Raw genomic sequence first — 23,602 nt, 5'->3', positions numbered from 1 at the left:
CGCCTGATGCTCTAATGGGCCTACTCTGCGGCAAACAGCTTTGTACTCATCGCAAGGCTTGCGCCGCACGGCTCCTCAGCCTCTCCGCCGCTGTCTTGGGCAGCGCCGTCTTGCGGGCGCAGGTTAACGAAGTCATAGAGCTGACGGTCCAGCAGGTGGGATGGCCGTGTATGGCCCAGCGCACGGGCCATTACGCCCAACCGGCCCGGCGTTTCCTTCTCCCATGACTGCAGCATGCGCTTGACCTCTTCGCGCTGAAGACCGTCCTGCGAGCCACACAGGTTGCATGGGATAATCGGGAACTCCATGCCGTCGGAAAATTTCTGGATGTCACGCTCTGCGGCATAAGCAAGCGGGCGCAGGACCAGAAGATCGCCTTCATCATTGATAAGCTTTGGTGGCATGGAGGCAAGTCGCCCGCCGTGGAACAGGTTCATGAAGAATGTCTCAAGAATATCGTCCCGGTGATGACCCAGCACAATGGCTTCACAGCCTTGTTCCCGCGCAATGCGGTAGAGGATCCCACGGCGCAGCCGCGAGCATAAGGAGCAATAGGTCCGATGCTCCGGGATCTTGTCAGTCACAATCGAGTAGGTGTCCTCACGCACGATAATGTGCTCAATGCCGTTGTCTTCGAAAAACTTCGGCAGGATCTCCGGTGGAAATCCGGGCTGGGCCTGATCCAGATTGCAGGCAATCAGATCCACGGGCAGCAGCCCGCGCCATTTCAGCTCAATCAAAACCGCCAGAAGCGTGTAGCTGTCTTTTCCGCCGGACAAGCACACCAGCCAATTGGGCCGGTTCGTTTCCGACGCCTCTTCCGGAACCATCCCGAAATCGCCGATGGCTTCACGGGCCTGCCGCAAGAGCCGTTTACGTAGCTTCTTGAATTCAACGCTCGACGGCGCTTGGCGCAAAAGCGCTGGAACGTCGACGTCCGTGCTGTTGGCAATGTCGTTCATGGTCTCAAACTCTGGCCCAGCGTCTGCAAACAAGTGACGGCTGACATACCGGATTGCGGTCCCAAGGCCAAGGACCATTCCTGTATCCGTTACAAAGTTGACATCGATTTTGACTATACGACGCCCCTATTTCCGACGTGGGGTTCTGATCATTAATGGCCGTGCTGGACCAAAGGAGCTTTCATGACATTTTCGATCCTCGAGGCGTTCACAATCGGCAAATCCGAGTGTGGCTACTCCGAAGACCGCCTTGTGCAAACAGCAAACCATTTTGGGGTTTTGGATGGCTCACGCGGACCGGACGGCCTTCCGAAAGAAGTGATCACAAGCATTCTGGACAGTGCGAAAGACCACATCAAAGGCATGAGTGCTGACACGCCACTACCCGAATTGGTCGGAGCCTTGAGTGACATAACAGCGGACCGTAAGGGGGCTGCGGGATTCTCCGACTTCAAACGTTCCGGCGGTTTTGTCTTTTGCCTCTACTCTACCCACTATCGCGAAATCTGGCGTGTCGGCGACTGCAAGTTCAAGAATGAAGGGTTTGAGCCAGCCGCCGCGTTTCAGGCCGAGATAATTTGCGCCGATGCCCGGTCCATGATTCTCAAGGCGAAACTCCTTGCAGGTGCAACAGCTGACAGTTTGATGGCAGATCCCGGCTACTCCCATGTGATCGACGATTTGCTTGTTCATGAAACGGCATTCTTGAATGCTGCCGATCATCCGCTGGGGATTGGGGCGATTACGGGGTCAACTGTTCCGGACGTGTTCGTGAAGCGCTTCCCAGCTCGTCCCGGTTCGCTCATCATCACATCCGACGGATATCCCGACATTTGCGAAGACTTGGGCACGACAGAAGCCAGACTGGAAGAGGTTCTGAAAATGGATCCGCTCTGCATTGACGAGAACCGGCAATGCAAAGGCTTGGCGCCCGGCCTGCTCTCCTTCGACGACCGCAGCTTTATTTCGGCGATGCTGAGCGCCTAAAGAAAAAGCCAGAAGAAAGCCGGTTACCGCGTTGCCGGTCTAAAATCGTTCACATCATCCGATGATGCAGGTCGATCATGATCCACAGGCTGCCGCCAACCATGATGACGATTAATACGGCGGCAAACCCTAGGAAGAACAGGTTCTCAACCGGCGTCGACTTAAGGTTCAGATGCAAAAAGAAAACAAGATGCACGAGGACCTGGAGCACGGCGGCAATACCGATCACCACATAGATTGCAGGGCCTGAAAGCAGCTCCGCCCAGACAAGACCGAAAGGAATGGCGGTCAGCACCAGGGCGAGGGCAAACCCGGTCAGATAGCTCGTAAGGTCGCGTTCGGTCTGTTCGGTCATCTTGCGCTCCTACATTACGCCCGGCAGATAAACGACCGAGAAAATCCCGATCCACACAATGTCGAGGAAGTGCCAAAACAATCCGAGGCGGATCAACCGGGAGCGGACCGGCAGTGTCAGTCCCTTGACCATGACTTGCCCGATCATTACGCAAATGCCGATGGCCCCGAAGGCAACATGCAAGCCATGCGTCCCAACCAGCGCAAAGAACGCGGAGAGAAACCCGCTCACATCCGGCCCGGCGCCTTTTTCGATCATGCCATAGAACTCGACCATCTCCATCGCGAGAAAGCAAACACCGAGAACGAGCGTCAACGCGAGCCACTGGATGACCCTGCCCGCACGGTCCTCGCCCATGGCAAGTGTTGCAAACCCGAAGGTCAGGCTCGAGAGCAACAAGAGCGCGGTCTCACCGGCCACGTGCCCGAGATCAAACAACTCTTTCGATGTCGGGCCATCGGCGAAGTTGCCGGCAAGCACCGCGTAGGTGGCAAACAGGAGCGCAAAAAGCACCGCATCCGTCATGAGATAGATCCAGAAGCCGAACTCGCGGGCTTCCAGGGATTTCTTTTCCTCATGCTCCAAGGCCTCGCGGGCCCCTCCGGCAGGAGTGATCATGGCGCTGCTCATGCTGCACCTCCCGGCATGGGCAAGCCCGACGCCGCACCTTTGGGCACAAACGGCCGCATATCATGCATGTTAGACGGGGTGATCCTGGCAAGACGGGCCCGCTCGATCTTTTCCACTTCGGCCGCTGGCATGACGAAGTCCGTATCATCGTCGCAGGCGCGGATGCCGACACACACAAGGCTGAGAACGAAACACAGTGCCGCGAGCCACCAGATATACCAGACCATCGAGAACCCAAGCACAAAGGCCAGCCCGCCCAGGATCGGACCGAGACCAGTACTTTTCGGCATGACAATGTCTTCATACCGGTCTGGTGGTGTGTAGGCCGTTCCGCGTAGTTTCATCTCGTGGAACGCATCGATGTCCCGAACTTCCGGCAGCACCGCGAAATTGTAGGGCGCTGGCGGCGAAGATGTGGCCCATTCCAGCGTGCGCCCGTTCCAGGGGTCTCCAGTGACATCGGCGGATGACCCCCAGGTCTTAATGGACACATAAAGCTGGATGCCGATGCAGATGATGCCGCACAGAACGCAAACGGCCCCGAGTGCAGCAACGATCAGGAAGGGCTGCCAGCTCGGGTCGGCATAGTGTTCCATGCGCCGGCTCATCCCCATGAAGCCCAGCGCGTAGAGTGGCATGAAGGCCAGGTAAAACCCGACCATCCAAAACCAGAAGGACCGGATGCCCCATTTCGCATCCAGCTTGAATCCGAAAGCCTTGGGGAACCAGTAGTTCAGGCCGGCGAAATAGCCGAACAACGCTCCGGGGATGAGCATGTTGTGGAAGTGCGCCACCAGGAAGGTGGAGTTGTGCATCAGGTAGTCGGCAGGCGGCAGTGCCAGCAGGACACCGGTCACCCCGCCGATGACAAAGGTCACCATGAAACCGATCGTGTAGACCATGGAGGGATGAAACTCGATCCGGCCGCGGTACATGGTGAACAGCCAATCGAAGATCTTCACGCCGGTGGGCACCGCGATGATCATGGTCGCAATCCCGAAGACCGCGTTGACATTGGCGGATGATCCCATCGTGAAGAAGTGGTGCAGCCACACGGTGAAGGACAGGATCGCGATGCAGGCCGTTGCGTAGACCAGCGATTCGTAACCGAACAAGCGCTTGCGCGAGAAGGTCGCCACCACTTCCGAAAAGATCCCAAAGGCGGGAAGAATGAGGATATAGACCTCAGGATGGCCCCAGATCCAAAGCAGATTGGCGAACATCATCATGTTGCCGCCCGCCTCGTTGGTGAAAAAATGGAAGCCGAGAGTTCGGTCGAGCGCAAGCTGCGCCGCAACCACAGTCAGCGCAGGAAAGGCAAAGGCCATCAGGATGGAGATGCACAGCGTTGTCCAGGTGAACATCGGCATGCGCATTAAATGCATCCCGGGGCACCGGTTCTTGACGATGGTCACGATGAAGTTGATACCGGACAAGGTGCTGCCGATGCCGCTCACAAGAAGCGCCCAGATCCAGTAATCAACCCCCACGCCCGGGCTGTATTCCACTCCGGAATACGGCGGATAGCCAGTCCATCCAGCCGTTGAGAATTTACCGACCGCGAGCGATATCAAAACGAGCGCTGCCCCAGCTGCCGTCATCCACAAACTCACGGAGTTGAGGAATGGAAAGGCGACATCGCGGGCGCCGATCTGCTGCGGCACAATGATGTTGATGAGACCGGTGAGAAAAGGCATGGCGACGAAGAAGATCATGATCGTGCCATGGGAGGAAAAGATCTGCTCGAAATGCTCCGGTGGCAAATATCCCTCGTTGTTGAGGGAGATGGCCTGCTGGGCCCGCATCATGAGCGCATCAATGAACCCGCGCACCAGCATCACAAGGGCAAGGACCACATACATGATCCCGATCTTCTTGTGATCGACACTGGTCAGCCAGTCGCGCCACAGCATCTTCCAGGCGCGCAAGTAAGTGATCAGCAAGAACACGGCCAGTCCGCCGCCAACGGTGACGGCGGCCCCGCCCATAGCAACCCATGAGTAGAGCGGGATGGCATCGATGGTCAGACGTCCGAGCATTATGCCCCTCCCCGGCAGATGAGTTCGGCCGCTTCGCTTTCAAGCGGCCCGGTAATCGGCGCGTATTTGCGTAAGAGAAGGTCAAACAGCTCGGGCTCATAGGCCGAATAGTAAGCGACCGGATTGGCGACGCTTTGCTTGCGCAGATCCAGATAGGTTTTCGCATCCAGCGCTGCGGACGCGCCGCCAACTTTCGTCTTCCACACCTCGAAGTCATCTGATGTCATGGCATGGGCCTTAAAATGCTGATCCGGAAACCCGTCCCCCGAAAACATCGTGTTGCGCCCGGCAAACACACCCGGCTCATCGGCAATCAGATTGAGTTCGGTGCGCATGCCCGCCATGGCATAGATCTGGCCGCCAAGTGCCGGAATCATGAACGAGTTCATGACCGTATCAGACGTGATTTCCACGGACAGAGGCCGGTCTTGGGGAAACGCGAGTTCATTGACGCTTGCCGTACCGAGCTCGGGGTAGAGAAACAGCCACTTCCAATCGAGCGCGATGGCCTGAACTTTGAAAGCAGTCTCGTCGGAGGCCAATGACTTATAGGGATCCAGCTTGTGGGTCGAGGTCCAGACCAGCGTCCCAAGGACGACGATGATTGCCGCAGGCACAAGCCAGACAACCGTTTCGATTTTCCACGATCCGCCCCAATCCGGATCGTAGGCGGAAGTATCCTGGCCGCTGCGGTAGCGAAAGGCGAAGAATAACGTGAGGACGATGGCCGGAATGGCCACAATCATCATCAACCAGAATGCTGTCAGAAGAAGATCAAGCTGCGCCTGACCAACCGGCCCCTTAGGAAAAAGGATGGGCGCTTCGGACATGCTGCAGCCCTGGAGAAGCATGACAGCAATTACGGCGGCAAAGGCCTTGACGGCCTGACCAGCAAGCCGCAGGCCGTGCATCGGATGTGTCTCGATCATCGCTTTCCCTTCATCACGGACTACGGGAAATGGCGGCGCCGTCTACAAAACATCCATCCGCGCCTGCATCACCAGACCGGGCGGGATTAATCTTCAATTGATTCCAAAGCCCCACCCCGGTCGGCGAAACCATAGCTTTACGATGGGGCACTTGAAAAGGGTTCGCTGCCGGAAAAGTGTGTCTTGCGGATTTGAAACACCCGACCCGACCGCGATCTGAGGGGTAACAGACATAAAAAAGGGGCTGCCGGAGCAGCCCCTTGAAGTCGCATCTGTATTCGGCGCTAGGCTTAGCGCGAATAGAACTCAACCACCAGGTTCGGTTCCATCTGTACCGGGTAAGGTACATCGGAGAAAGCCGGAACGCGGGCGTAGGTTGCAGTCATTTTTGCGTGGTCGGCGTCGACGTAATCCGGAACATCACGCTCTGCGGACTGGACAGCTTCCAGAACCAGTGCGAGCTGTTTGGACTTTTCGCGAACTTCAATCACGTCGCCTGGACGCAGCTGGTAGCTCGGGATGTTGACGCGCTTGCCGTTCACTTTCACGTGGCCGTGGTTGATGAACTGGCGTGCAGCGAACACAGTCGGCACGAATTTCGCGCGGTAGACAACCGCATCGAGACGGCGCTCAAGCAAACCGATCAGGTTTTCAGAAGTATCGCCTTTCAGGCGGGAAGCTTCTGCATAGACCTTGCGGAACTGCTTTTCGGAGATGTTACCGTAGTAACCTTTCAGCTTCTGCTTGGCGCGGAGCTGAACACCGAAGTCGGACAGCTTGCCTTTACGGCGCTGACCATGTTGACCTGGGCCGTATTCACGCTTGTTGGCCGGGCTCTTCGGACGACCCCAGATGTTTTCGCCCATCCGGCGGTCGATTTTGTACTTAACGCTATGGCGCTTTGACATCGCGGTTTCCTTAAGTTTTCGCGTTGTTATTCGAGCAAGGAAACGCGCCCTCCTTTATCGTCACAATCTGTTTGACCACATTGATCGGATCGACAGGGACCCAGCTAGACGGCGCCGGCTGGATGCCCACGGGTGCGTAGATCCGGCAGGCAAGCCCGCCAGATCGCGCGGAGATACCGGTATGTGTCCCGATTGTCAATGCCAAGCCGCTTCGGCGGGTCCTGTTCAGCCCTGTATGCGATGGGTATCCGGCCCTGGGAAAAGACAGTGTCTGCCCGCATCAGTGCCCGGCCGCTAACGTTCCGTAAGCGGAATGCAGAAACTAATGTATACATTTAGAAAATTTTAATTGCAATTTTTCACAATGCTGGCTCTCGCAAGCATATCGAATAGTATCATTGTCAATTTTCAGATTGATGCCGCCTCTGCCATGCCAATTCGGGTAGGCGATAACGACCATAGGATCGCACATGTCGTCCGATTGCAGTCTTGGCTTGAAAGCCACCGACGCGCCGCCAAAACTTCTGTGGCGATCTCCTGAGCGCATTTTGAAAGTGCTGGACTACGCAATCCAGCCAATCGCCGATATCGGGACGGGCGTGGTTTATGGTTATGAGGCACAGGTCCGCAATTGCGGGCTGGCCGGTGCCAACACACCAGAGGCACTTATTGACCACGCCCATGACCATGGTTTCCTGGCGCAATTGGAAACAGAGCTTCTACGCAAGGCACTGGGACGATTTTCGAGCTTCCGGACCGCCCAGGGTACAAAACTGTTCTTCAAGCTCGACGGACGCGATCTTGGAACCGAAAACGATCCGCGTATGCATCTGGGCACAATGCTGCCGGACTTCGGGCTTGAAAAGAGCCAGGTCTGCCTGGAGTTTTCAGAGCGTCACCAGCAGACCTTCACCGACGTGGCCCACCATGCCATCAACGATCTCAGACAGATGGGATTCATGGTTGCGCTGGATGACTTTGGCCGGGGGTCCTCCGAGCTCCGCTTGCTGCACGACATGTCGCCGGACTACGTGAAAATCGACCGCTTCTTTCTGAACGGCATTGACTGTGATCCAAGGCGGAAACTGTTTGTCACAACGGTTGCGAATCTTGCCCATGTTCTTGGTGCGAGAGTGATTGCTGAAGGGGTAGAGACCGAGCGGGAATTCAAAGCCTGCCGCGAGGCTGGGTGCGACCTGGTTCAAGGGTATTATGTTGCCAAACCGTTTGAGGAAAAACGCTCGGCCAAACTTTTTTATGATCACATCAGAGCGCCGGGCATAGGCGGGGCTGCCCGGCGGGAAAAGGACCGGATCCGCGGAGAACTTCTGGATCTTCCAACAATCCAGTACGACGCCTCGATGATCAACTTGCTGGATCTGTTCGTCCAGAACCAGGATGCCAGCCTGATCCCCGTCCTGGATGCCAATCGTGAACCCCGGGGTCTGATCCATGAACGCGACTTGAAAGCGTACCTTTATGCCGGAGGGCCTGACGACGAGGATGCCAAGGCGGCGCTCGATTTTCCATTAAGGTCTTTTGTCCGCGCCTGCCCGGTCGCCGATATCGACAGCAATGCGGACATGTTGCTCGTCACGTTCGCGTCCTCGATCAACTCTGACGGAATCATTCTGACGGAAAACTTCCGCTATGCCGGGTTTCTGTCCGCAACGTCCTTGTTAAAGATCATTCATGAAAAACGGCTTCAGGAAGCCCAGGACCAGAACCCGCTGACCGGTTTACCGGGAAATGGTGCGGTCAGCCGCTTCATCACCGATTCAGCCGGCAAGGCCGCGCAAGAGCGTCATCTTTGCTATTTCGATTTCGACAATTTCAAACCGTTCAATGACACCTACGGGTACAGACAGGGCGACCGAGCGATCATTTTGTTCAGCGAGCTACTGCAACGGCACATCTCCGGCAGCGGGACATTCCACGGACATATCGGCGGTGATGATTTCTTCGCCGGTTTCATAAACATGGACCAGACCGATATTGCCGCCCGGCTGCTGGCATTGCAGCGCGCTTTCCGGCTGGATGTGGAAAGCTTCTATGAGGCCGAACATCGCAGCCGTGGATATATCGAAGCACAAGATAGATTTGGAACCCTGCGCAAGTTCCCGATGCTGCAGTGCTCCATGTCGATCGTGACTGTTCCACGTGGCGTCAGCGTCAACCCGGACCGGCTGAACGATGAGATTATCGCGATGAAACGGGCAGCCAAATCCTCAGATGACGGGCTCGTGGTCACAACGCTGGAGCATCTCCCGGTCTGATTGACGCGGTCTGCGTTCAATCAAACCGCAAAAAATTGCTCCAACACTCCTTAGTCAAGCAAACTGGGACGGACAATCGTTAGCGGGCGGACAATCGTTAGCGCACGGATAAGCTCAGCCCGAAACCGGCCAGAAGACGCTGTAAAGAAGCACTGTCCGGATTTGATGTGAATATCGCCCGGTCCGCTTGCCCTGACAAGGTATCTGCCATGTCCGGCTCCAGGACCCGCACCAGCTGGCGTGCGATAGCCTCTGCCGGATCAAGCCAGTCGACCGGCCAAGGCGCAATTTTCCGGAACCGGTTCGCAAGGAACGGATAATGGGTGCAGGCCAGCACAATGATATCCGTCCGCCTGCCATCCCGCTCCAAAAAGCAATCGCGGATCTCGCCCGCTAGCGCCTCGTCGCGGACATCTTCTCCCCGCAGATACTGCTCAGCAAGTTCCGCCAGCTTCTCAGACCCAACAAGCCGGACATGGCATTGGGCGGCAAAGCTCTCGATCAACGACCGTGTATAGGCACGCCGGACGGTGCCGGGCGTAGCCAGAACAGAGATCAGACCGGATGCCGTGCGCTCTGCCGCAGGCTTGATAGCAGGAACGGTACCGACAAAGGGAACCTGCGGGTGGGCTTTCCTGAGGATCTCCCCGGCCAGCGTGAATGCTGTGTTGCAGGCGATGACAACCGCCTTCGGATCGTGGTCCGCAATCAGGGTCTGAAAAAGCTGCACTAGCCTTTCCAGCAACTTGGATTCCGGCCATCGGCCAATTGGAAAGGCAGCGTCATCCGCCACATAAAGCAACCGCTCATACGGAAGCAGGTAGCGGGCCTCACGAAGCACCGTGAGACCGCCGAGACCCGAATCATAAAAGAGTACCGGCCTGCCGTCGTTCACGGTTACGCCCTCAAGTCTCTGTTTCGTCGCTGTCGCGGCTTTTCCGCGGGCGCGTTTCCCGCCGCTCCAGCGCCGCGATCACACCCCGCAATGTACGGACTTCCTGCTGGCTGAGTTCCGCTTTCTGGAAGATGTTGCGTAAGTTCCGCACCATATGCGGCCGACGCTCCGGAGGGCGGAAGAAACTCACGTCGTCGAGGGACCTTTCCAGATGTTCAAACATCCGCAAAATGTCGTCCTTGGACGCTGGCGGGTGTTCTTCCTCCGACAATAGAAACGGCAATTCGCCCCGGCTGGCCGTATTGCGCCACTCATACGCACAGACAAGGACGGCCTGAGCGATGTTCAATGACGCAAAATCCGGATCAACCGGCAGCGTGACAATTTCGTCGGCCAGCGCGACTTCCTCGTTGTTCAGCCCCCAGCGCTCACGGCCAAACAGGTAACCGACCCCATGCTGGCGTTCCCCGAGTTCCACTGCCTTGATCGCTGCCTCGTCCGGGCCGCGCACAGGTTTGGGAACCTCGCGGGAGCGGGCCGTCGTCGCGTAAACAAAATTGAGATCGGCAATCGCCGCCTCAGTGGTCTCAAAGACCTGAACCCTGTCGATCACATGGTCCGCCCGGCTGGCTGCGGCGCGCGCCTTTTCACTTGGCCAGCCATCCCGCGGATTGACGATCCTGAGATCGACCAGGCCAAAATTCGCCATGGCCCGCGCTGCAGTGCCGATGTTTTCGCCAAGCTGCGGTTCGCACAAGATGACCGCGGGAGGCCTTGCGGTAATTGCCCGGGCCTCTTCTCTGATTTTCGCATTTTTACTCATGATGCGGCATTTAGCCGTTTCTGGACGAAAATTAAAGCGCAACCGGGTGCATTTTACCGGCGAAAGGCCTGCCGAGCGATCTGCAGAATGGCTCTGGTCTTCCTGCCGGCTCGAGACTCCTTTGGTGAAACGAACCAGATCGGCGCCTCAGGGCCGTGAAGTGATCCGGGAAGAACCTCCACGAGGGAGCCCGCCTCCAGTTCCTCCCTGACGGCCATCCGGGACTTCACAGCCAGGCCCAACCCTTCAACGGCCCCTACCGTCAGCATGTCCGAGTTGGAAACCGCCAGGCTCCGGGCCACCGATACATTCCTCTTGCGCCCCTTGGCATCATTGACCGGAAACTGCGTCTGCCAGGGCAGGCAAACCCAGGGAGAATCCTGCAAATCGTCAACCGTTTCCGGCACACCGACTACATCCAAAAGACGGGGAGAAGCGCAAATGATGCGGTGATTGTCGCAAAGTTTTTGAGCGACAAGCGCGCTGTCGGCCAGTTGGCCTACACGAATGGCGCAGTCCTGCGCCTCCTCCACAAGGGGTACGAAGCGGTCGACCGCCAGAAACTCAATCGACAAGTCCGGATGCTCGGTGCGGAACGGCCCAAGCACAGGCAGAAGGAAGCGCGACAAGATCCAGGGCGACAAGGTCATCCGTAAATGCCCGCGCAGCTTGGCGGAACCGCTCCCCACCTCCAGCTCCGCCTGCTGAAGCTCATCGAGAATTACATCAACGCGCTCCAGAAACATCTGTCCTTCGTCTGTCAGTTTGAACGTGCGGCTATTGCGATGAAACAGTGTGACATTCAGGACCCCTTCGAGTTTTGTGACCCTATGGCTCGCGGTCGCCGAAGAGATGCCGAGCTGCCGCGCGGCTGCGGTGATCCCGGCGCATTTCGCCGCCGCAACGAAGGTCTGAAGGTCTGCGATGCTGTACATTCGAATTTTTCTAATGCTGAATTTGGAAATGAACCAGTTCAGTTAAAAATATAAAACAATTAAATCCTCCTCATCAATCTACAGGAGGAAACAATGAAAACCCTGCTCGCCGTTGCCGGCCTTGCTCTGGCTCTTGCCCAGCCCGCTGCCGCCGAAGGTCTTGAGACCTATCTGACATTCGACAAGTCCACCCCGCCCGGCAACTTGGCGATCGGGCCGGACGGCCGGATGTTCATGTCGGTCCACGAGTTTTACGGTCCAGAACTGCGTGTGGTCGAAGTGTTTGACGATGGCACGACAAAGCCCTACCCGACCGAAGACTGGGCCCGCGCTCCGCGCGAGGATGGCGATGGCTTGAACGGTGTCCTGGGTCTGCGCGCTGATCGCGACGGCATCTTGTGGATGCTCGATGGGCAGGGCCCGAACCAAACCGGCCGCATCGTTGCGTGGAACACACGCACGGAACAGTTGGACCGGATCTATTACATTGGGGCACCGGCGGCCCGGCCAACCTCGTTCCTGAATGATCTGGCGGTCGACCGCGAACATGGCGCGGTCTACATTTCCGACACCGGAGACGGGGAGAATTCGGCACTCATCGTCGTGGACCTGGAAACCGGCCGGGCGCGCCGGGTGCTCGAAGGTTCGGAATTCACCATTCCTGAGGACACCCCTATGGTGATCGATGGCCGCGAGATCCTGCTTGGCGGCAATCCGGCCAAGATCGGCGTCAACCCGATCACGATTGATCCCACAAACACCTGGGTCTACTTCGCGCCCATGACCGCAGCGTCGATGTACAGGGTGCGGACAAAGGATCTCCTGAATGAGGCACTGTCGGACGATGAGCTTGTGCAACGGGTGGAACGCTACGGCGACAAGCCAATCTCGGACGGTTCGACAGTCGACACCGCCGGGAATGTCTACATCACGGCCATGACCGACAACGCAATTGGCGTGACCAAGGCGGACGGCTCTTATGAGGTCCTGTTTCAGTCAGACGATGGCCTACCATGGCCTGACGGGTTTGCAATCGGCGCGGACGGCTACGTTTATGCGACCATCAATGAGCTGCACAGATCCCCGGTTCTGAACGGCGGCGAAGACGCATCACTCGGCACCTACAAGATCGTTCGTTTCCCCGCTTTGGATGAGGCGGTCAGCGGCCGGTGAGGCGCGCGGCTCCTTGGGCGCGGTGTCACAAAAGCGCGCGAACTCCAATAACTACACCATGCGCATCAGTAAGGACGGTGCGCATGGTGCCCCCACATTTGATTGGCGCCAAGCATCTGGGCCGATCAAAGATCCTGCGCCCCTGGCCAATGCTGTTCTGATCTTAAGGCATCCGAACGTAAGGAAGCTTTCGCCTTACCCGAGAAGATTTACAGAAAACCTCCAGCGAACTTCATCTTCATGTCCACTGAAGAACTCAAACGGTTTTATTAGATCGTGTAAACTCTATCTTATGCTTCATGGCCAAGACTGCCGTTCCAGTTACATAGCAACACTGCCAGGGTTTCATGTTCCGTTCGCAAGTCCTTCTTGCTCTTATTGGCGCCATTGCATTTGCTTGTCTGCCCGGACCGGCGGCGGCGCAGGACTGCCCGCGCGACGGCACACTGATCGCGGGCGCGGGGGACTACCGCCCATACAATATCGTCGAGGGCAACCAGGTCTCCGGGATGGACTTTGACGTCATTGAAACCATCCTGGACAAGATGGGATGTGGGCTGATCAAGGTTCCCCTTCCCTGGACCCGTCACTTGAATGCCATGCGGCTTGGCACGGTTGATATTGCCACACCGGTGACCAAAACGCCTGAACGCGAGACCTTCGCGCATTTTTCATCGCCCTATATCCAGGCAGACGAGATCCTGTTTGTGCGCGCAGAAAATCTGGAGAAGTATGAAAACCTTTCGGACTTCTTCTTGAGAGACAAGAGGCTTGGCGTCGTCCGCGACTATGCTTATGGCGGTTCGTTTCCGGAGATGGCTAACGCTTATCCGCACCTGATTGAACAAACCGACAGCTTGGAACTTAACTTGAAACAACTCGAACTCGGGCGAGTGGACGCAATTCTGGGCGAAACCTACGTGGTCACGTCGGTCATCAAGCAGCTGGGCCTGTCGAACGTGATCAAGCCGACCGAAATAGTGGTCGCCTCGGAGCCCAACTACATCATGTTCAGCAAAGAAAGCATCCCGGCGGAGTTTGTGGACGCCTTCTCCAAGGAACTCCGCGCCATGCAGGAGAACGGCGAGTTTGAACGCATCACCGCTCCTTACAAAGCAGCCGACAGCCCGGTTTGAACTCACGGCCTTGCACCTGCCGGCTAGTTGTCGCGGATATAGCTGACAGCGGAACACCTGGAGCAATTCCCGCTCGGATAAATCGTGTCAGCTCTTTCTATGTGGGAGAAATTGCTCTTGATGTGGGAAGATTAGGGCATGTTTTGCCTGCCGGATTGCGTGCATAACGATCTAATCAGACCGGAGATGCCTCGGAAGCGCTGTCGTAACGTGGAGCTTTGATGCAGACAAACCAGGACACGAATGCAGTTATCGAAATACGGAGCTCACCGGGCAAGCTCAGCTTCTACCTTCTGCTTGTGGCCCTGTGTGTCGGGGCAGGACTCTACGTAATTGCCATCGCACTTGATGAAACAGCAGAAGACCGCGCCTTCGGTCTTGGACTAGGCCTGTTGTGCCTTGGGTTCGCGGGCGTTGCTGCGATTTCAATTGCGCGCCGGTTGATCCAGAAAGATCAAGTGCTGGTGACCCTTGGCCCTGACGGTCTTCATGACACCCGCGTGAGTGAGCGCCCGATCCCCTGGAGCGGTGTGGAAGCCACCAGCACCTGGAGCAGCCGGGGCAATGCCTTCATCATTGTCAAGGTCGCACCAGAGGTTGAAGCAAGCATAGGCCTGAGCACGATCAGCCGATGGACACGCATCCCCAACAAGGTGCTTGGCGCTGATGGACTATGCATCAACCCATTGGGTCTCGACGTGTCATTCAAGGACTTTCGCAGTTTGATCGACGCCTATGCGGACGCCCATTCGCATCGTCACTAAAGCCATTGCCAAAGAGCGGCGCGCTGACGCCGCTCACGGACGCTGAATACCATGGTCAGGCAATCACCCAATTGCCTTTTTCAGCCCCTTTGCTAGAACTCATGCCGCATCCAGCACCTTCGTCCTTTTGAGGGCTGGTAATTGATTGCGTACAATTGTATACGCTTTCCGAATTTTCGAACGGGGCTATCTCTGCGCCCTGCCCGCACCTGCTAGACCATGAGGAAATGGGAGCACCATGGCCGATATCATCTACACTAAGGTCGACGAAGCGCCGGAACTGGCGAGCGCCTCTTTTCTGCCGATCATCCGCTCCTTTACCAAGGCGGCGGGCCTGACCGTCGGCACCAAGGACATCTCCCTGGCGGGCCGGATTTTGGCAACGTTTCCGGATTTCCTGACCGAAGACCAGAAACAGTCGGATGACCTCGCTCTGCTCGGTGAGATGGTCAAACAGCCGGATGCCAATGTCATCAAGCTGCCGAACATTTCCGCCTCGCAGCCGCAGCTGAATGCCGCCATCAAGGAGCTGCAGGCCCAGGGTTATAAGCTTCCCGATTACCCGTCTGATCCGGCAACTGATGCGGAAAAAGACATCAAGGCCCGCTACGACGCCATCAAGGGATCTGCCGTGAACCCGGTGCTGCGCGAGGGCAACTCCGACCGCCGCGCGCCCAAGGCCGTCAAGGAATACGCCAAGAAGAACCCGCACCGGATGGGAGCCTGGGCCTCCACGTCCAAGACCCACGTTGCCACCATGGGCGAGAACGACTTCCGGTCCAACGAGAAGTCCGTCACCGTTTCCGCCGCGCAAGCGGGCACCGCGAAAATCGTGTTTGTGGCCAAAGACGGGTCAGAAACCGTTCTGAAAGCCGACTGGCCGCTGGAAGACGGCGATGTCATCGACGGCACCTACATGAGCATCAAGGCCTTGTCCGCGTTTCTGGAAAAGGAAATCCAGGACGCCAAGGATCAGGGCATCCTGTTCTCGCTGCACATGAAGGCAACCATGATGAAGGTCTCCGACCCGATCATCTTTGGTGTCTGCGTGAAGGCATTCCTGAAGGACGTTTTCGAAAAGCATGCGGCAACGCTCAAAGAGCTCGGTGTCAACCCGGATCTCGGTATTGGCGACCTCGAAGCCAAGGTGTCCACGCTGCCCGCAGACACGGCCGCTGAAATCCAGGCTGACATCAAGGCCGCCCTCGACAACGGCCCGGCGATGTACATGGTGAACTCCGACAAGGGCATCACCAACCTGCACGTTTCCTCCGACGTCATCATCGATGCCTCCATGCCGGCTCTCATCCGTGCAGGCGGCAAGGGCTGGGGTCCGGACGGCAACGAAGGCGACGCGAAATGTGTCATCCCGGACAGTTCTTATGCGGGCGTCTACTCCGCCGTCATCGATTTCTGTAAGGAAAACGGCGCGCTTGATCCGGCCAAGATGGGCACAGTTCCGAATGTCGGCCTGATGGCCCAGAAGGCCGAGGAATACGGCTCGCACCCGCAAACCTTCAAGGCACCAAGTGACGGCACCATCAAGGTCGTCAGCGCTTCTGGCGAAACCCTCATCGAGCACGGCGTTGAAGGTGGTGACATCTGGCGCGCCTGCCGGACCAAAGACGCGCCGATCCGCGACTGGGTGAAGCTCGGCGTCAACCGCATGCGCCTGTCCGGCATGCCGGGTGTGTTCTGGCTGAACTCCGAGCGCGCCCACGATGCGGAGCTGATCAAGAAGGTGGAAGCCTATCTGCCGGATCATGACACGTCCGGTCTGGATTACCGCATCCTGGCCCCGACCGAGGCTGCAAAATACTCCACTGAGCGCATTGCCCGCGGTGAAGACACAATCTCCATCACCGGCAACGTGTTGCGCGACTACCTGACCGATCTTTATCCGATCCTGGAAGTCGGCACGTCCGCAAAGATGCTGTCCATCGTTCCGCTCATGAATGGTGGCGGCCTGTTTGAGACAGGGGCTGGCGGGTCTGCGCCGAAACACGTGCAGCAGCTGCAGGAAGAAAACTACCTGCGCTGGGATTCCCTTGGTGAATTCTGTGCGCTGGGCGCGTCTCTGGAGCATCTGGCCCAGGTAAAGGACAACGCCAAGGCGTCCGTTCTGGCCGAAGCTCTCGACCAGGCGATTGAAGGATTGCTCGACAACGACAAGTCCCCGGCCCGCAAGGTCGGCGGTCTCGACAACCGCGGCAGCCATTTCTACATCGCGCTCTACTGGGCCAAGGGACTGGCAGCACAGGACCAGGACGCAGACCTGAAAGCCCATTTCACCCCGATCGCAGAGGCTCTGTCTGCCAACGAAGACAAGATCGTCGGCGAACTCAACGGCGTTCAGGGCGCAGCTGCCGACACCGGCGGCTACTACCACGCCCCGCAAGCCAAGGTCGACACGGTCATGCGCCCAAGCGCAACCCTGAACGGCATCATCGGCTGACACCTGGGCTAGAATGCAAGAACGACAAAGGGCGACCGGTTGGTCGCCCTTTTTATGGTGCGAATAAATGGGACTCGCTGGATCTTGCAGTGCAGCCAAAGCATCTATACGCAACGATCCTCGGCACTCCGGACAAGCCAATCACGAAACGCTCGCATCGCCGGGCTTTCCCTTCGTGATTTCAGCCATGTAATCCAATAACTGCCAAGTTTGATCGTTTGCGGGAACGGCTGGACAATCCGCGTGCTTTCCAGCTCACGGCTAAACAAGTCCAAAGGCACCAGGGCCGCACCCACACCTAGGGCAGCGGCCTCGACAAGACTATTGGAACTGTCAAATACATGGCCTGTTACCCTGGGTGCCGGACATCCGGCAGCCTGAAACCAAGCGTTCCACTCATAACGCCGATAGGACCGTAGCAATGGCACTCGACCCAGATCTTCCGGCCTTCCTAGTTTTCCCGACAGCTTCTGAGAGCAAATTGGAGCAAATTTCGGCGTCAAGACCGGCTCAGCCGCAGCGCCGTGCCAAGAACCATCCCCGAAACGGATATAGCTATCAAGCCCGTCTCCCAGAAAGTCCGCCCGGTTATTGTTTGTTTTCAGCCGGATATCAATCGTTGGGAACTGAGATCGGAACATTTCCAGCCGTGGCAATAGCCAACCGACTGCAAAACTACTCACAACTCCCACCGTGAGTACTTCCCGGTAGTTGCCCTCTTGGAATTCAGAAAGCACGGCACTCATCCGGCGGAATGCATCGGTGAGAACAGGCAACAGCCGGTCACCTTCATCGGTCAGCGCCACGCCGCGCGGCATCCGCTTGAACAACCTTACACCAATTAGGTCTTCCAATGCCTTGATGTGGTGGCTGACGGCTGTTTGTGAAATGTGCAGTTCCAGTCCCGCTCGGGTGAAACTGTTGAGCCGGGCAGATGCCTCAAAGGCACGCAGCGCATTCAAAGGAAGTTGAGACAGATCCATGGCAACCCTTTAGCCCAAGTTTTTCTCATGGGTCATACAAGATATCAGCATTTGTCTAATAGATAGAGGAAGATCATATCTGCTTTGCGCGCAACACAGGGCCCGAATGGCCGACGGCCCCGCATCTGTCCCAACCAACTTTTCGGAGAATACCTTGACCCCAACAAACATCTCCACGACACTTGGCGCGCTGGCTGTCTTTGCCACAGCATTTTTTGCCCCGGCTACGCTGCTGGCCAAGCCTGCAAAGGCCATCGACCAAGCAGCACTTGAAAACAAACTCATAGCTTTGGAAAAACGGGAGAACGCGAAAATCGGTGTTGCTTTGCTGGATGCGGAAACCGGACACCGGTTTTCATATCGCGGTTCGGATCGCTTCGCATTGAACAGCACGTTCAAGGCCTTTGCCTGCAGTGCGTTACTGGCGCGCTCCGAGACAGGTCAGATCCTAATGGAGGATACCCGGTCCATCCGTGAGCAGGATCTTGTTCCGTGGTCCCCGGTCACGGAAAATCGAACAGGTACGGATAGCATCACGCTTTTCGAGGCTTGCGAAGCGACCATGGTTTACAGCGACAACACCGCCGCCAACGTTGTTCTGGATGCGCTGGGAGGGCCAGCAGCCCTGACAGCCTTCATGAGATCGGCCGGTGACACCGAAACGCGCCTGGACCGCATAGAGCCTGAGATGAATGTGGTTCCGGACGGAAGCTTGCAGGATACGACAACCCCGGAGGCAGCCGCTGCCAGTCTCCAGACCTTCGTAATGGGGGACGTCCTAAATGCTAAGTCAAAAGCCCAGCTTGTTGAGTGGCTGACAGCCAACACCACGGCAAAAAACATGCTTCGGAAGCATTTGCCGGCCGGCTGGTCTATCGGCGACAGGTCTGGCGCGTCACGGGACCGGAAACGATCGGTCATTGCTGTCATTTATCCACCAAACCGGCTGCCATTGTTTGCAGCGGTCTATCTGCAGCTCCAGCAGCCCGCAAAAATTTCAAAACGTGATGCGATTATTGCGGAGTTTGCCGAGACCCTGTTTGACAGTCTAGAGAACGCAAACAAGTGAAGACGGGCGGCGCAAGCCGCCCTCCTCCTCTTTGAGGTGTAGATGAAATCCAGAATGTCCTCATTGACTTCAACAGTCTGTCGCTGAGCCAGACCATGGCCGCCATCTGAGTTCACTTTCAGCGTAACGTTGGGCACTATTGAAGCCACCGGCTCGCCGGAAGCCCTTCGTTGACATCTGAACCTTCCCGCTTGAAACCAGAAAAAAGGCACTGCCAAAACCCAAGTAAACTTGGATCGATTGGACGCAACGCAACGCCAAGCTGATGCATTTTTCTACGCGGCAGACCAAGTTCAATCGATGTATCACCTGGGTTTCCGCGGAGGCGGAGAATGCGGCGGACCAGTCCTAACCGGCTGGGAACATCTTTCTGCATATTGCAGTAAAGTCGGTCACCCCGACCGCTTTTACCCCGCTAAAGTGAATAATAGCCGCCAACGTTCGATTGGGAGCGCCTTTGTCCGCCTCCCGCCCTCTTCTCAATTCTCAAGACTTGACCGTTCACATGACACCGACCATCAAAGCCATTCTGTTCGACAAGGACGGCACGTTGCTCGATTTTGACGCGACCTGGTCTCGGCCACAGGAGCGGGCGGCGGATTATGCCGCCAATGGCGATCCTGATCTTGGCATTCGCCTCTTGAAAACAGGCGGGATGGACCCGCAAACGCGAAAGACAGCGGCGGGTAGTCTGTTTGCCGCCGGAAATGCTGAGGAAATTGCCCGGGCTTTCATTGATGCCGGCGCCCCCAAGGACCTTGCCAGCCTAACAGCAAAGCTCGACGCCGTTTTCGCGGACGGCATGAAAACCGCAGTTGTTCTTCCTGGTTTGACAGAGGCAGTAGCGCGGCTTGATGAAGCGGGCTTTCACCTCGGCGTTGCCAGCAGCGACAGCGAAGGCTCGATCCGGCTGTTCTTGGGCCATGCCGGGCTGGACCGTCACATGCAGTTTGTCGCCGGGTATGACAGCGGCTACGGGCCCAAGCCGGAACCTGGAATGGTCCATGCGTTCGCGGATGCCCTGCGGCTGCCCGTGTCGTCAATCGCCATGGTCGGCGACAACACCCACGATTTGGAAATGGCGCGCGCGGCCGGTGCCGGTCTTGCTGCCGGTATTTTGTCCGGAACAGGCACCCGCGCGGATCTTGAACCGCTCGCGGACGTCATTCTGGACAGCGTTGCCGACCTGCCGGACTATCTGTCAACCAACAAAATCTGACCCAGTTGCGTCAAGCTTCGCCTACATTCCCATCAATGCGGTCAAGCGAGTGCAGCCACGCGAGCACCTTGCCTGCCCGTTCGGCCGGATCGATCTCATGCCTTGAAAGAAGAACGTAGCTGCTGCCATCAGGCGTAAAGCCAGCCGGGGCGGCAAGCAAACCCGACGCAATATCGTCCTGCACGTGCCGCCTCGGCGCGATCGCGACCCCAAGCCCCGCGATTGCCCCCTGCAAACTGAAATAGAAGTGTTCGAACATCTGCCCGGACGTTTCACCTGGCGCCACCCCATTGCAGTTTTCCCACTCCGCCCAAGCCTCCGGCCGCGTTCGGGTGTGCAACCGCGGCGCATCGGCCTTGGGCATGCCGTTTTCGAAATAGCGCGGCGCCAAATCCGTCCGGCACACCGGCCCGGTCTCTTCGTTAAACAGCGGCACCTGGTAAAAATCGTCCGGAATGCTGAAGTCGTTCCGCCGGATCGCCAGGTCGATACCGCCACCAAGGCTTACCGGCCCGCCACCTGCAACCAGGTTCAATTCGATCTCCGGATGCCTTTCCTGAAAGCCGGGCAGCCTTGGTATCAACCACCGCATCAGCAACGTTGGCTCACATGACAGTGTAACCGGTGTGTCCTCAGACCGCGCCTTGATGCGGGAGATTGCCAGCTCGATCCGGTCCAGCCCTTCAGCAACGGCGAGCGCCAGCTCCCGCCCGCTTTCTGTTAGAAAAACACGCCGGTTCCGGCGTTCAAACAGGTTCGTTCCTAGATCTTCCTCAAGCAGGCGCACCGCCCGGCTGATCGCACCATGGGTAAGATTCAGCTGTTTTGCAGCGTCTGTGAAACTTTCGCGCTCTGCAGCAGCACGAAAACAATTGAGGGAGGGCAGTGAAGTGACAGGTTGGCGCATATGTGAATAAAAATCACAGTTTTGGATAGAAGTCATAGTTCTTCGGATCACGCTTGAGCATTTAGACAGATGCAAGTCCAACTATCCGGAGCAAACAGATGACCGAGTGGCTTGCCGTATTCACAATCACGATTTTTGCAGTCCTGAGCCCGGGGCCCGACTTTGCCATGGTCTCCCGCAATGCGCTGATCGTCAGCCGGCGCGCTGGTGTGGTGACAGCGCTTGGCATTGCCGCAGGCGTCTTGATCCATGTGGGCTACACACTGCTTGGTGTCGGCATCCTGATTGAGAAGTCCCCGGTGCTGTTCAGCGTTTTGAAAACAATCGGGGCTGCCTATCTCGTTTATCTCGGTGCAACCATGCTCCTGTCACGGAAGATGACCGCCAAAACCAATGAGGCTGCAAAGGCGATTGGCTCGTTGGCCGCGTTGCGCACCGGCTTCCTGACCAATGTGCTCAATCCCAAGACAACCATCTTCATTGTCAGCCTGTTTCTACAGGTGGTTTCCCCGAGCACGCCGCTTGTGATGCAGCTGGCCTACGGCGTTTTCATTTCCGCCGCCCATGCAGTTTGGTTCGCACTGGTCGCGGTTTTCTTTTCAAGCCCCAAGATCCAGGAACGGCTCTATGCAATGAAACACTGGATCGACCGCGCTTTCGGAGCCACGCTGATCGGCTTCGGCATCTCGCTGGCCGCCGCCAACGTGGCAAGGTAGGATAGCTGTTTCGAAGCGAACAACGAGATCCTTGTCAAACCTGCAGACGGTTGGGATGCGCGGTAGAGGCTGTTTTTAAACGCCGCATCTTGCAATTCACGTTCAGAATTGTATACAAGCGCACACAAAGTTATTGCGATACAAGTCGCACCGGATGTTTTCTGGCGCACGAAGACCCTTAACCTGCGAGGCTGACAGTTCCATGGCAAAGATCAAAGTCGACAATCCGGTCGTTGAGCTCGATGGCGATGAGATGACCCGCATCATCTGGCAATTCATCAAGGACAAGCTGATCCATCCTTATCTGGACATCGACCTGGACTACTACGATCTTTCGATTCAGAAACGGGACGAGACCGACGACCAGATCACCGTGGATGCGGCCAACGCGATCAAGAAACATGGTGTCGGCATAAAGTGCGCAACGATCACGCCGGACGAAGGCCGTGTGGAAGAATTCGGCCTTAAGCGCATGTACAGATCCCCCAATGGAACAATCAGGAACATTCTTGGCGGCGTCATCTTCCGTGAGCCCATCATCATGCAGAATGTTCCGCGCCTTGTGCCGGGCTGGACACAGCCCATCATCGTGGGACGGCATGCATTTGGTGATCAATACAAAGCCACCGATTTCAGATTTCCCGGCAAGGGCAAGCTGACGATCACCTTTACCGGCGACGACGGACAGGTAATTGAACACGAGGTTTATGATGCGCCGTCGGCGGGCGTTGCCATGGCGATGTACAATCTCGATGATTCCATCCGCGACTTCGCCAGAGCGTCCATGAACTATGCTCTGCAACGGCGCGTACCTTGCTATCTCTCCACCAAGAACACCATTTTGAAAGCCTATGACGGACGCTTTAAGGACCTTTTCCAGGAGACTTACGAAGCCGAATTCAAGGACAAGTTCGCTGATGCCGGGATCTGGTACGAGCACCGCCTAATTGACGACATGGTCGCAAGCGCTCTGAAGTGGTCCGGCGGCTATGTCTGGGCCTGCAAGAACTACGATGGCGATGTGCAATCAGACACGGTGGCCCAGGGCTTTGGCTCGCTCGGTCTGATGACCTCTGTCCTGATGACGCCCGACGGCAAGACCGTGGAGGCAGAAGCGGCGCACGGCACGGTCACCCGGCATTTCCGGCAGCATGAAAAAGGCGAGAGCACCTCGACCAACTCCATCGCCTCGATCTTTGCCTGGACCCGCGGCCTTGCGCACCGGGCAAAACTCGACGGCAACGACAAGCTGGCCCGTTTTTCCAAAACCTTGGAAAATGTCTGCATTTCAACGGTTGAAAGCGGCTATATGACGAAGGATCTTGCCTTGCTCGTCGGGCCAGACCAAGGCTGGCTGACAACAACCGGTTTCCTCGACAAGATCGATGAGAACTTGCAAAAGGCGATGGCGGACCTGTAAGGCTGGCCGCCACAAGGTATC

General features: G+C 57.1%; 21 protein-coding genes. 10 read left to right on the top strand and 11 right to left on the bottom strand.

The window, feature by feature from the left end; genetic code table 11:
- Window positions 1–20: 20 nt before the first annotated feature.
- Complete coding sequence (ttcA, locus tag E1180_RS10830) at window positions 21–962, bottom strand: tRNA 2-thiocytidine(32) synthetase TtcA (protein ID WP_155191302.1); 942 nt, start codon at window positions 960–962, stop codon at window positions 21–23.
- A 183-nt stretch (window positions 963–1,145) separates the two neighbouring features.
- Here ttcA and E1180_RS10825 point away from each other — a divergent pair, with 183 nt between their 5' ends.
- A complete protein-coding gene (locus tag E1180_RS10825; protein ID WP_155191197.1) occupies window positions 1,146–1,949 on the top strand; it encodes a hypothetical protein in 804 nt (267 codons plus the stop codon).
- Window positions 1,950–1,998: 49 nt separating this feature from the next.
- On the opposite strand, the gene cyoD is transcribed toward E1180_RS10825, so the two are convergent.
- The 5 genes from cyoD to rpsD form a co-directional block, all read right to left on the bottom strand.
- Window positions 1,999–2,304 (bottom strand): cytochrome o ubiquinol oxidase subunit IV, encoded by a 306-nt coding sequence (gene cyoD, locus E1180_RS10820; RefSeq protein ID WP_155191196.1) that lies wholly within the window; start codon window positions 2,302–2,304, stop codon window positions 1,999–2,001.
- Between the two features lie 9 nt (window positions 2,305–2,313).
- Window positions 2,314–2,934: a cytochrome o ubiquinol oxidase subunit III gene (gene cyoC, locus E1180_RS10815; protein ID WP_155191195.1), complete on the bottom strand. Its 621-nt coding sequence runs from the start codon at window positions 2,932–2,934 to the stop codon at window positions 2,314–2,316.
- On the bottom strand, window positions 2,931–4,973 hold the full coding sequence (gene cyoB / locus E1180_RS10810; RefSeq protein ID WP_155191194.1) for a cytochrome o ubiquinol oxidase subunit I: 2,043 nt from the start codon (window positions 4,971–4,973) through the stop codon (window positions 2,931–2,933). Before cyoB ends, cyoC begins: the two co-directional genes overlap by 4 nt.
- Window positions 4,973–5,902, bottom strand: a complete 930-nt coding sequence (gene cyoA / locus E1180_RS10805) for a ubiquinol oxidase subunit II (protein WP_155191193.1) — start codon at window positions 5,900–5,902, stop codon at window positions 4,973–4,975. The genes cyoB and cyoA overlap by 1 nt, the downstream gene beginning before the upstream one ends.
- A gap of 290 nt (window positions 5,903–6,192) precedes the next feature.
- Window positions 6,193–6,810: a 30S ribosomal protein S4 gene (gene rpsD / locus E1180_RS10800; RefSeq protein WP_155191192.1), complete on the bottom strand. Its 618-nt coding sequence runs from the start codon at window positions 6,808–6,810 to the stop codon at window positions 6,193–6,195.
- Window positions 6,811–7,280: 470 nt separating this feature from the next.
- Here rpsD and E1180_RS10795 point away from each other — a divergent pair, with 470 nt between their 5' ends.
- Window positions 7,281–9,086, top strand: a complete 1,806-nt coding sequence (locus tag E1180_RS10795; protein ID WP_155191191.1) for an EAL domain-containing protein — start codon at window positions 7,281–7,283, stop codon at window positions 9,084–9,086.
- A 97-nt stretch (window positions 9,087–9,183) separates the two neighbouring features.
- Here the strand turns inward: E1180_RS10795 and murI are convergent, their stop codons facing one another.
- Genes murI through E1180_RS10780 form a run of 3 tightly spaced genes read right to left on the bottom strand, consistent with a single transcriptional unit; the run spans window position 9,184 to window position 11,739 of the window.
- Window positions 9,184–9,981, bottom strand: coding sequence for a glutamate racemase (murI, locus tag E1180_RS10790; RefSeq protein WP_283404358.1), 798 nt, complete (start codon window positions 9,979–9,981; stop codon window positions 9,184–9,186).
- Window positions 9,982–9,991: 10 nt separating this feature from the next.
- The gene (locus tag E1180_RS10785; protein WP_155191190.1) at window positions 9,992–10,804 is read right to left on the bottom strand and encodes an RNA methyltransferase; all 813 of its coding nucleotides are present in this window, start codon (window positions 10,802–10,804) and stop codon (window positions 9,992–9,994) included.
- A 53-nt stretch (window positions 10,805–10,857) separates the two neighbouring features.
- A complete protein-coding gene (locus E1180_RS10780) occupies window positions 10,858–11,739 on the bottom strand; it encodes a LysR family transcriptional regulator (RefSeq protein ID WP_155191189.1) in 882 nt (293 codons plus the stop codon).
- Window positions 11,740–11,832: 93 nt separating this feature from the next.
- Here E1180_RS10780 and E1180_RS10775 point away from each other — a divergent pair, with 93 nt between their 5' ends.
- The 4 genes from E1180_RS10775 (at window position 11,833) to E1180_RS10760 (ending at window position 17,267) form a co-directional block, all read left to right on the top strand.
- Window positions 11,833–12,912, top strand: a complete 1,080-nt coding sequence (locus tag E1180_RS10775) for an L-dopachrome tautomerase-related protein (protein ID WP_155191188.1) — start codon at window positions 11,833–11,835, stop codon at window positions 12,910–12,912.
- Between the two features lie 347 nt (window positions 12,913–13,259).
- The gene (locus tag E1180_RS10770) at window positions 13,260–14,048 is read left to right on the top strand and encodes a substrate-binding periplasmic protein (protein WP_155191187.1); all 789 of its coding nucleotides are present in this window, start codon (window positions 13,260–13,262) and stop codon (window positions 14,046–14,048) included.
- A 221-nt stretch (window positions 14,049–14,269) separates the two neighbouring features.
- Window positions 14,270–14,812, top strand: coding sequence for an STM3941 family protein (locus E1180_RS10765; protein WP_155191186.1), 543 nt, complete (start codon window positions 14,270–14,272; stop codon window positions 14,810–14,812).
- 238 nt (window positions 14,813–15,050) lie between these two features.
- Window positions 15,051–17,267, top strand: a complete 2,217-nt coding sequence (locus E1180_RS10760) for an NADP-dependent isocitrate dehydrogenase (RefSeq protein ID WP_155191185.1) — start codon at window positions 15,051–15,053, stop codon at window positions 17,265–17,267.
- A 104-nt stretch (window positions 17,268–17,371) separates the two neighbouring features.
- On the opposite strand, the gene E1180_RS10755 is transcribed toward E1180_RS10760, so the two are convergent.
- Window positions 17,372–18,250: a LysR family transcriptional regulator gene (locus E1180_RS10755; protein WP_155191184.1), complete on the bottom strand. Its 879-nt coding sequence runs from the start codon at window positions 18,248–18,250 to the stop codon at window positions 17,372–17,374.
- A gap of 154 nt (window positions 18,251–18,404) precedes the next feature.
- Between E1180_RS10755 and bla the strand changes: the two genes are divergently transcribed.
- Both bla and E1180_RS10745 read left to right on the top strand, forming a co-directional pair.
- On the top strand, window positions 18,405–19,319 hold the full coding sequence (gene bla, locus E1180_RS10750; RefSeq protein WP_196220578.1) for a class A beta-lactamase: 915 nt from the start codon (window positions 18,405–18,407) through the stop codon (window positions 19,317–19,319).
- A 505-nt stretch (window positions 19,320–19,824) separates the two neighbouring features.
- A complete protein-coding gene (locus E1180_RS10745; protein WP_155191182.1) occupies window positions 19,825–20,538 on the top strand; it encodes an HAD family hydrolase in 714 nt (237 codons plus the stop codon).
- 10 nt (window positions 20,539–20,548) lie between these two features.
- Here the strand turns inward: E1180_RS10745 and E1180_RS10740 are convergent, their stop codons facing one another.
- Window positions 20,549–21,445 (bottom strand): LysR family transcriptional regulator, encoded by an 897-nt coding sequence (locus E1180_RS10740; RefSeq protein ID WP_155191181.1) that lies wholly within the window; start codon window positions 21,443–21,445, stop codon window positions 20,549–20,551.
- Window positions 21,446–21,543: 98 nt separating this feature from the next.
- Here E1180_RS10740 and E1180_RS10735 point away from each other — a divergent pair, with 98 nt between their 5' ends.
- Window positions 21,544–22,161, top strand: a complete 618-nt coding sequence (locus E1180_RS10735) for a LysE family translocator (RefSeq protein ID WP_155191180.1) — start codon at window positions 21,544–21,546, stop codon at window positions 22,159–22,161.
- A gap of 202 nt (window positions 22,162–22,363) precedes the next feature.
- Window positions 22,364–23,581 carry an NADP-dependent isocitrate dehydrogenase gene (locus E1180_RS10730; RefSeq protein WP_155191179.1) on the top strand — a complete coding sequence of 406 codons (1,218 nt, stop codon included), beginning with the start codon at window positions 22,364–22,366 and terminating at the stop codon, window positions 23,579–23,581.
- Window positions 23,582–23,602 lie beyond the last annotated feature (21 nt).

It is taken from the genome of Roseibium denhamense, from assembly GCF_009711415.1.
Taxonomy (GTDB): Bacteria; Pseudomonadota; Alphaproteobacteria; order Rhizobiales; family Stappiaceae; genus Roseibium; species Roseibium denhamense.
Note: the sequence above shows the minus strand (reverse complement) of the source record. Positions and strands in the feature narration are given on the sequence as shown.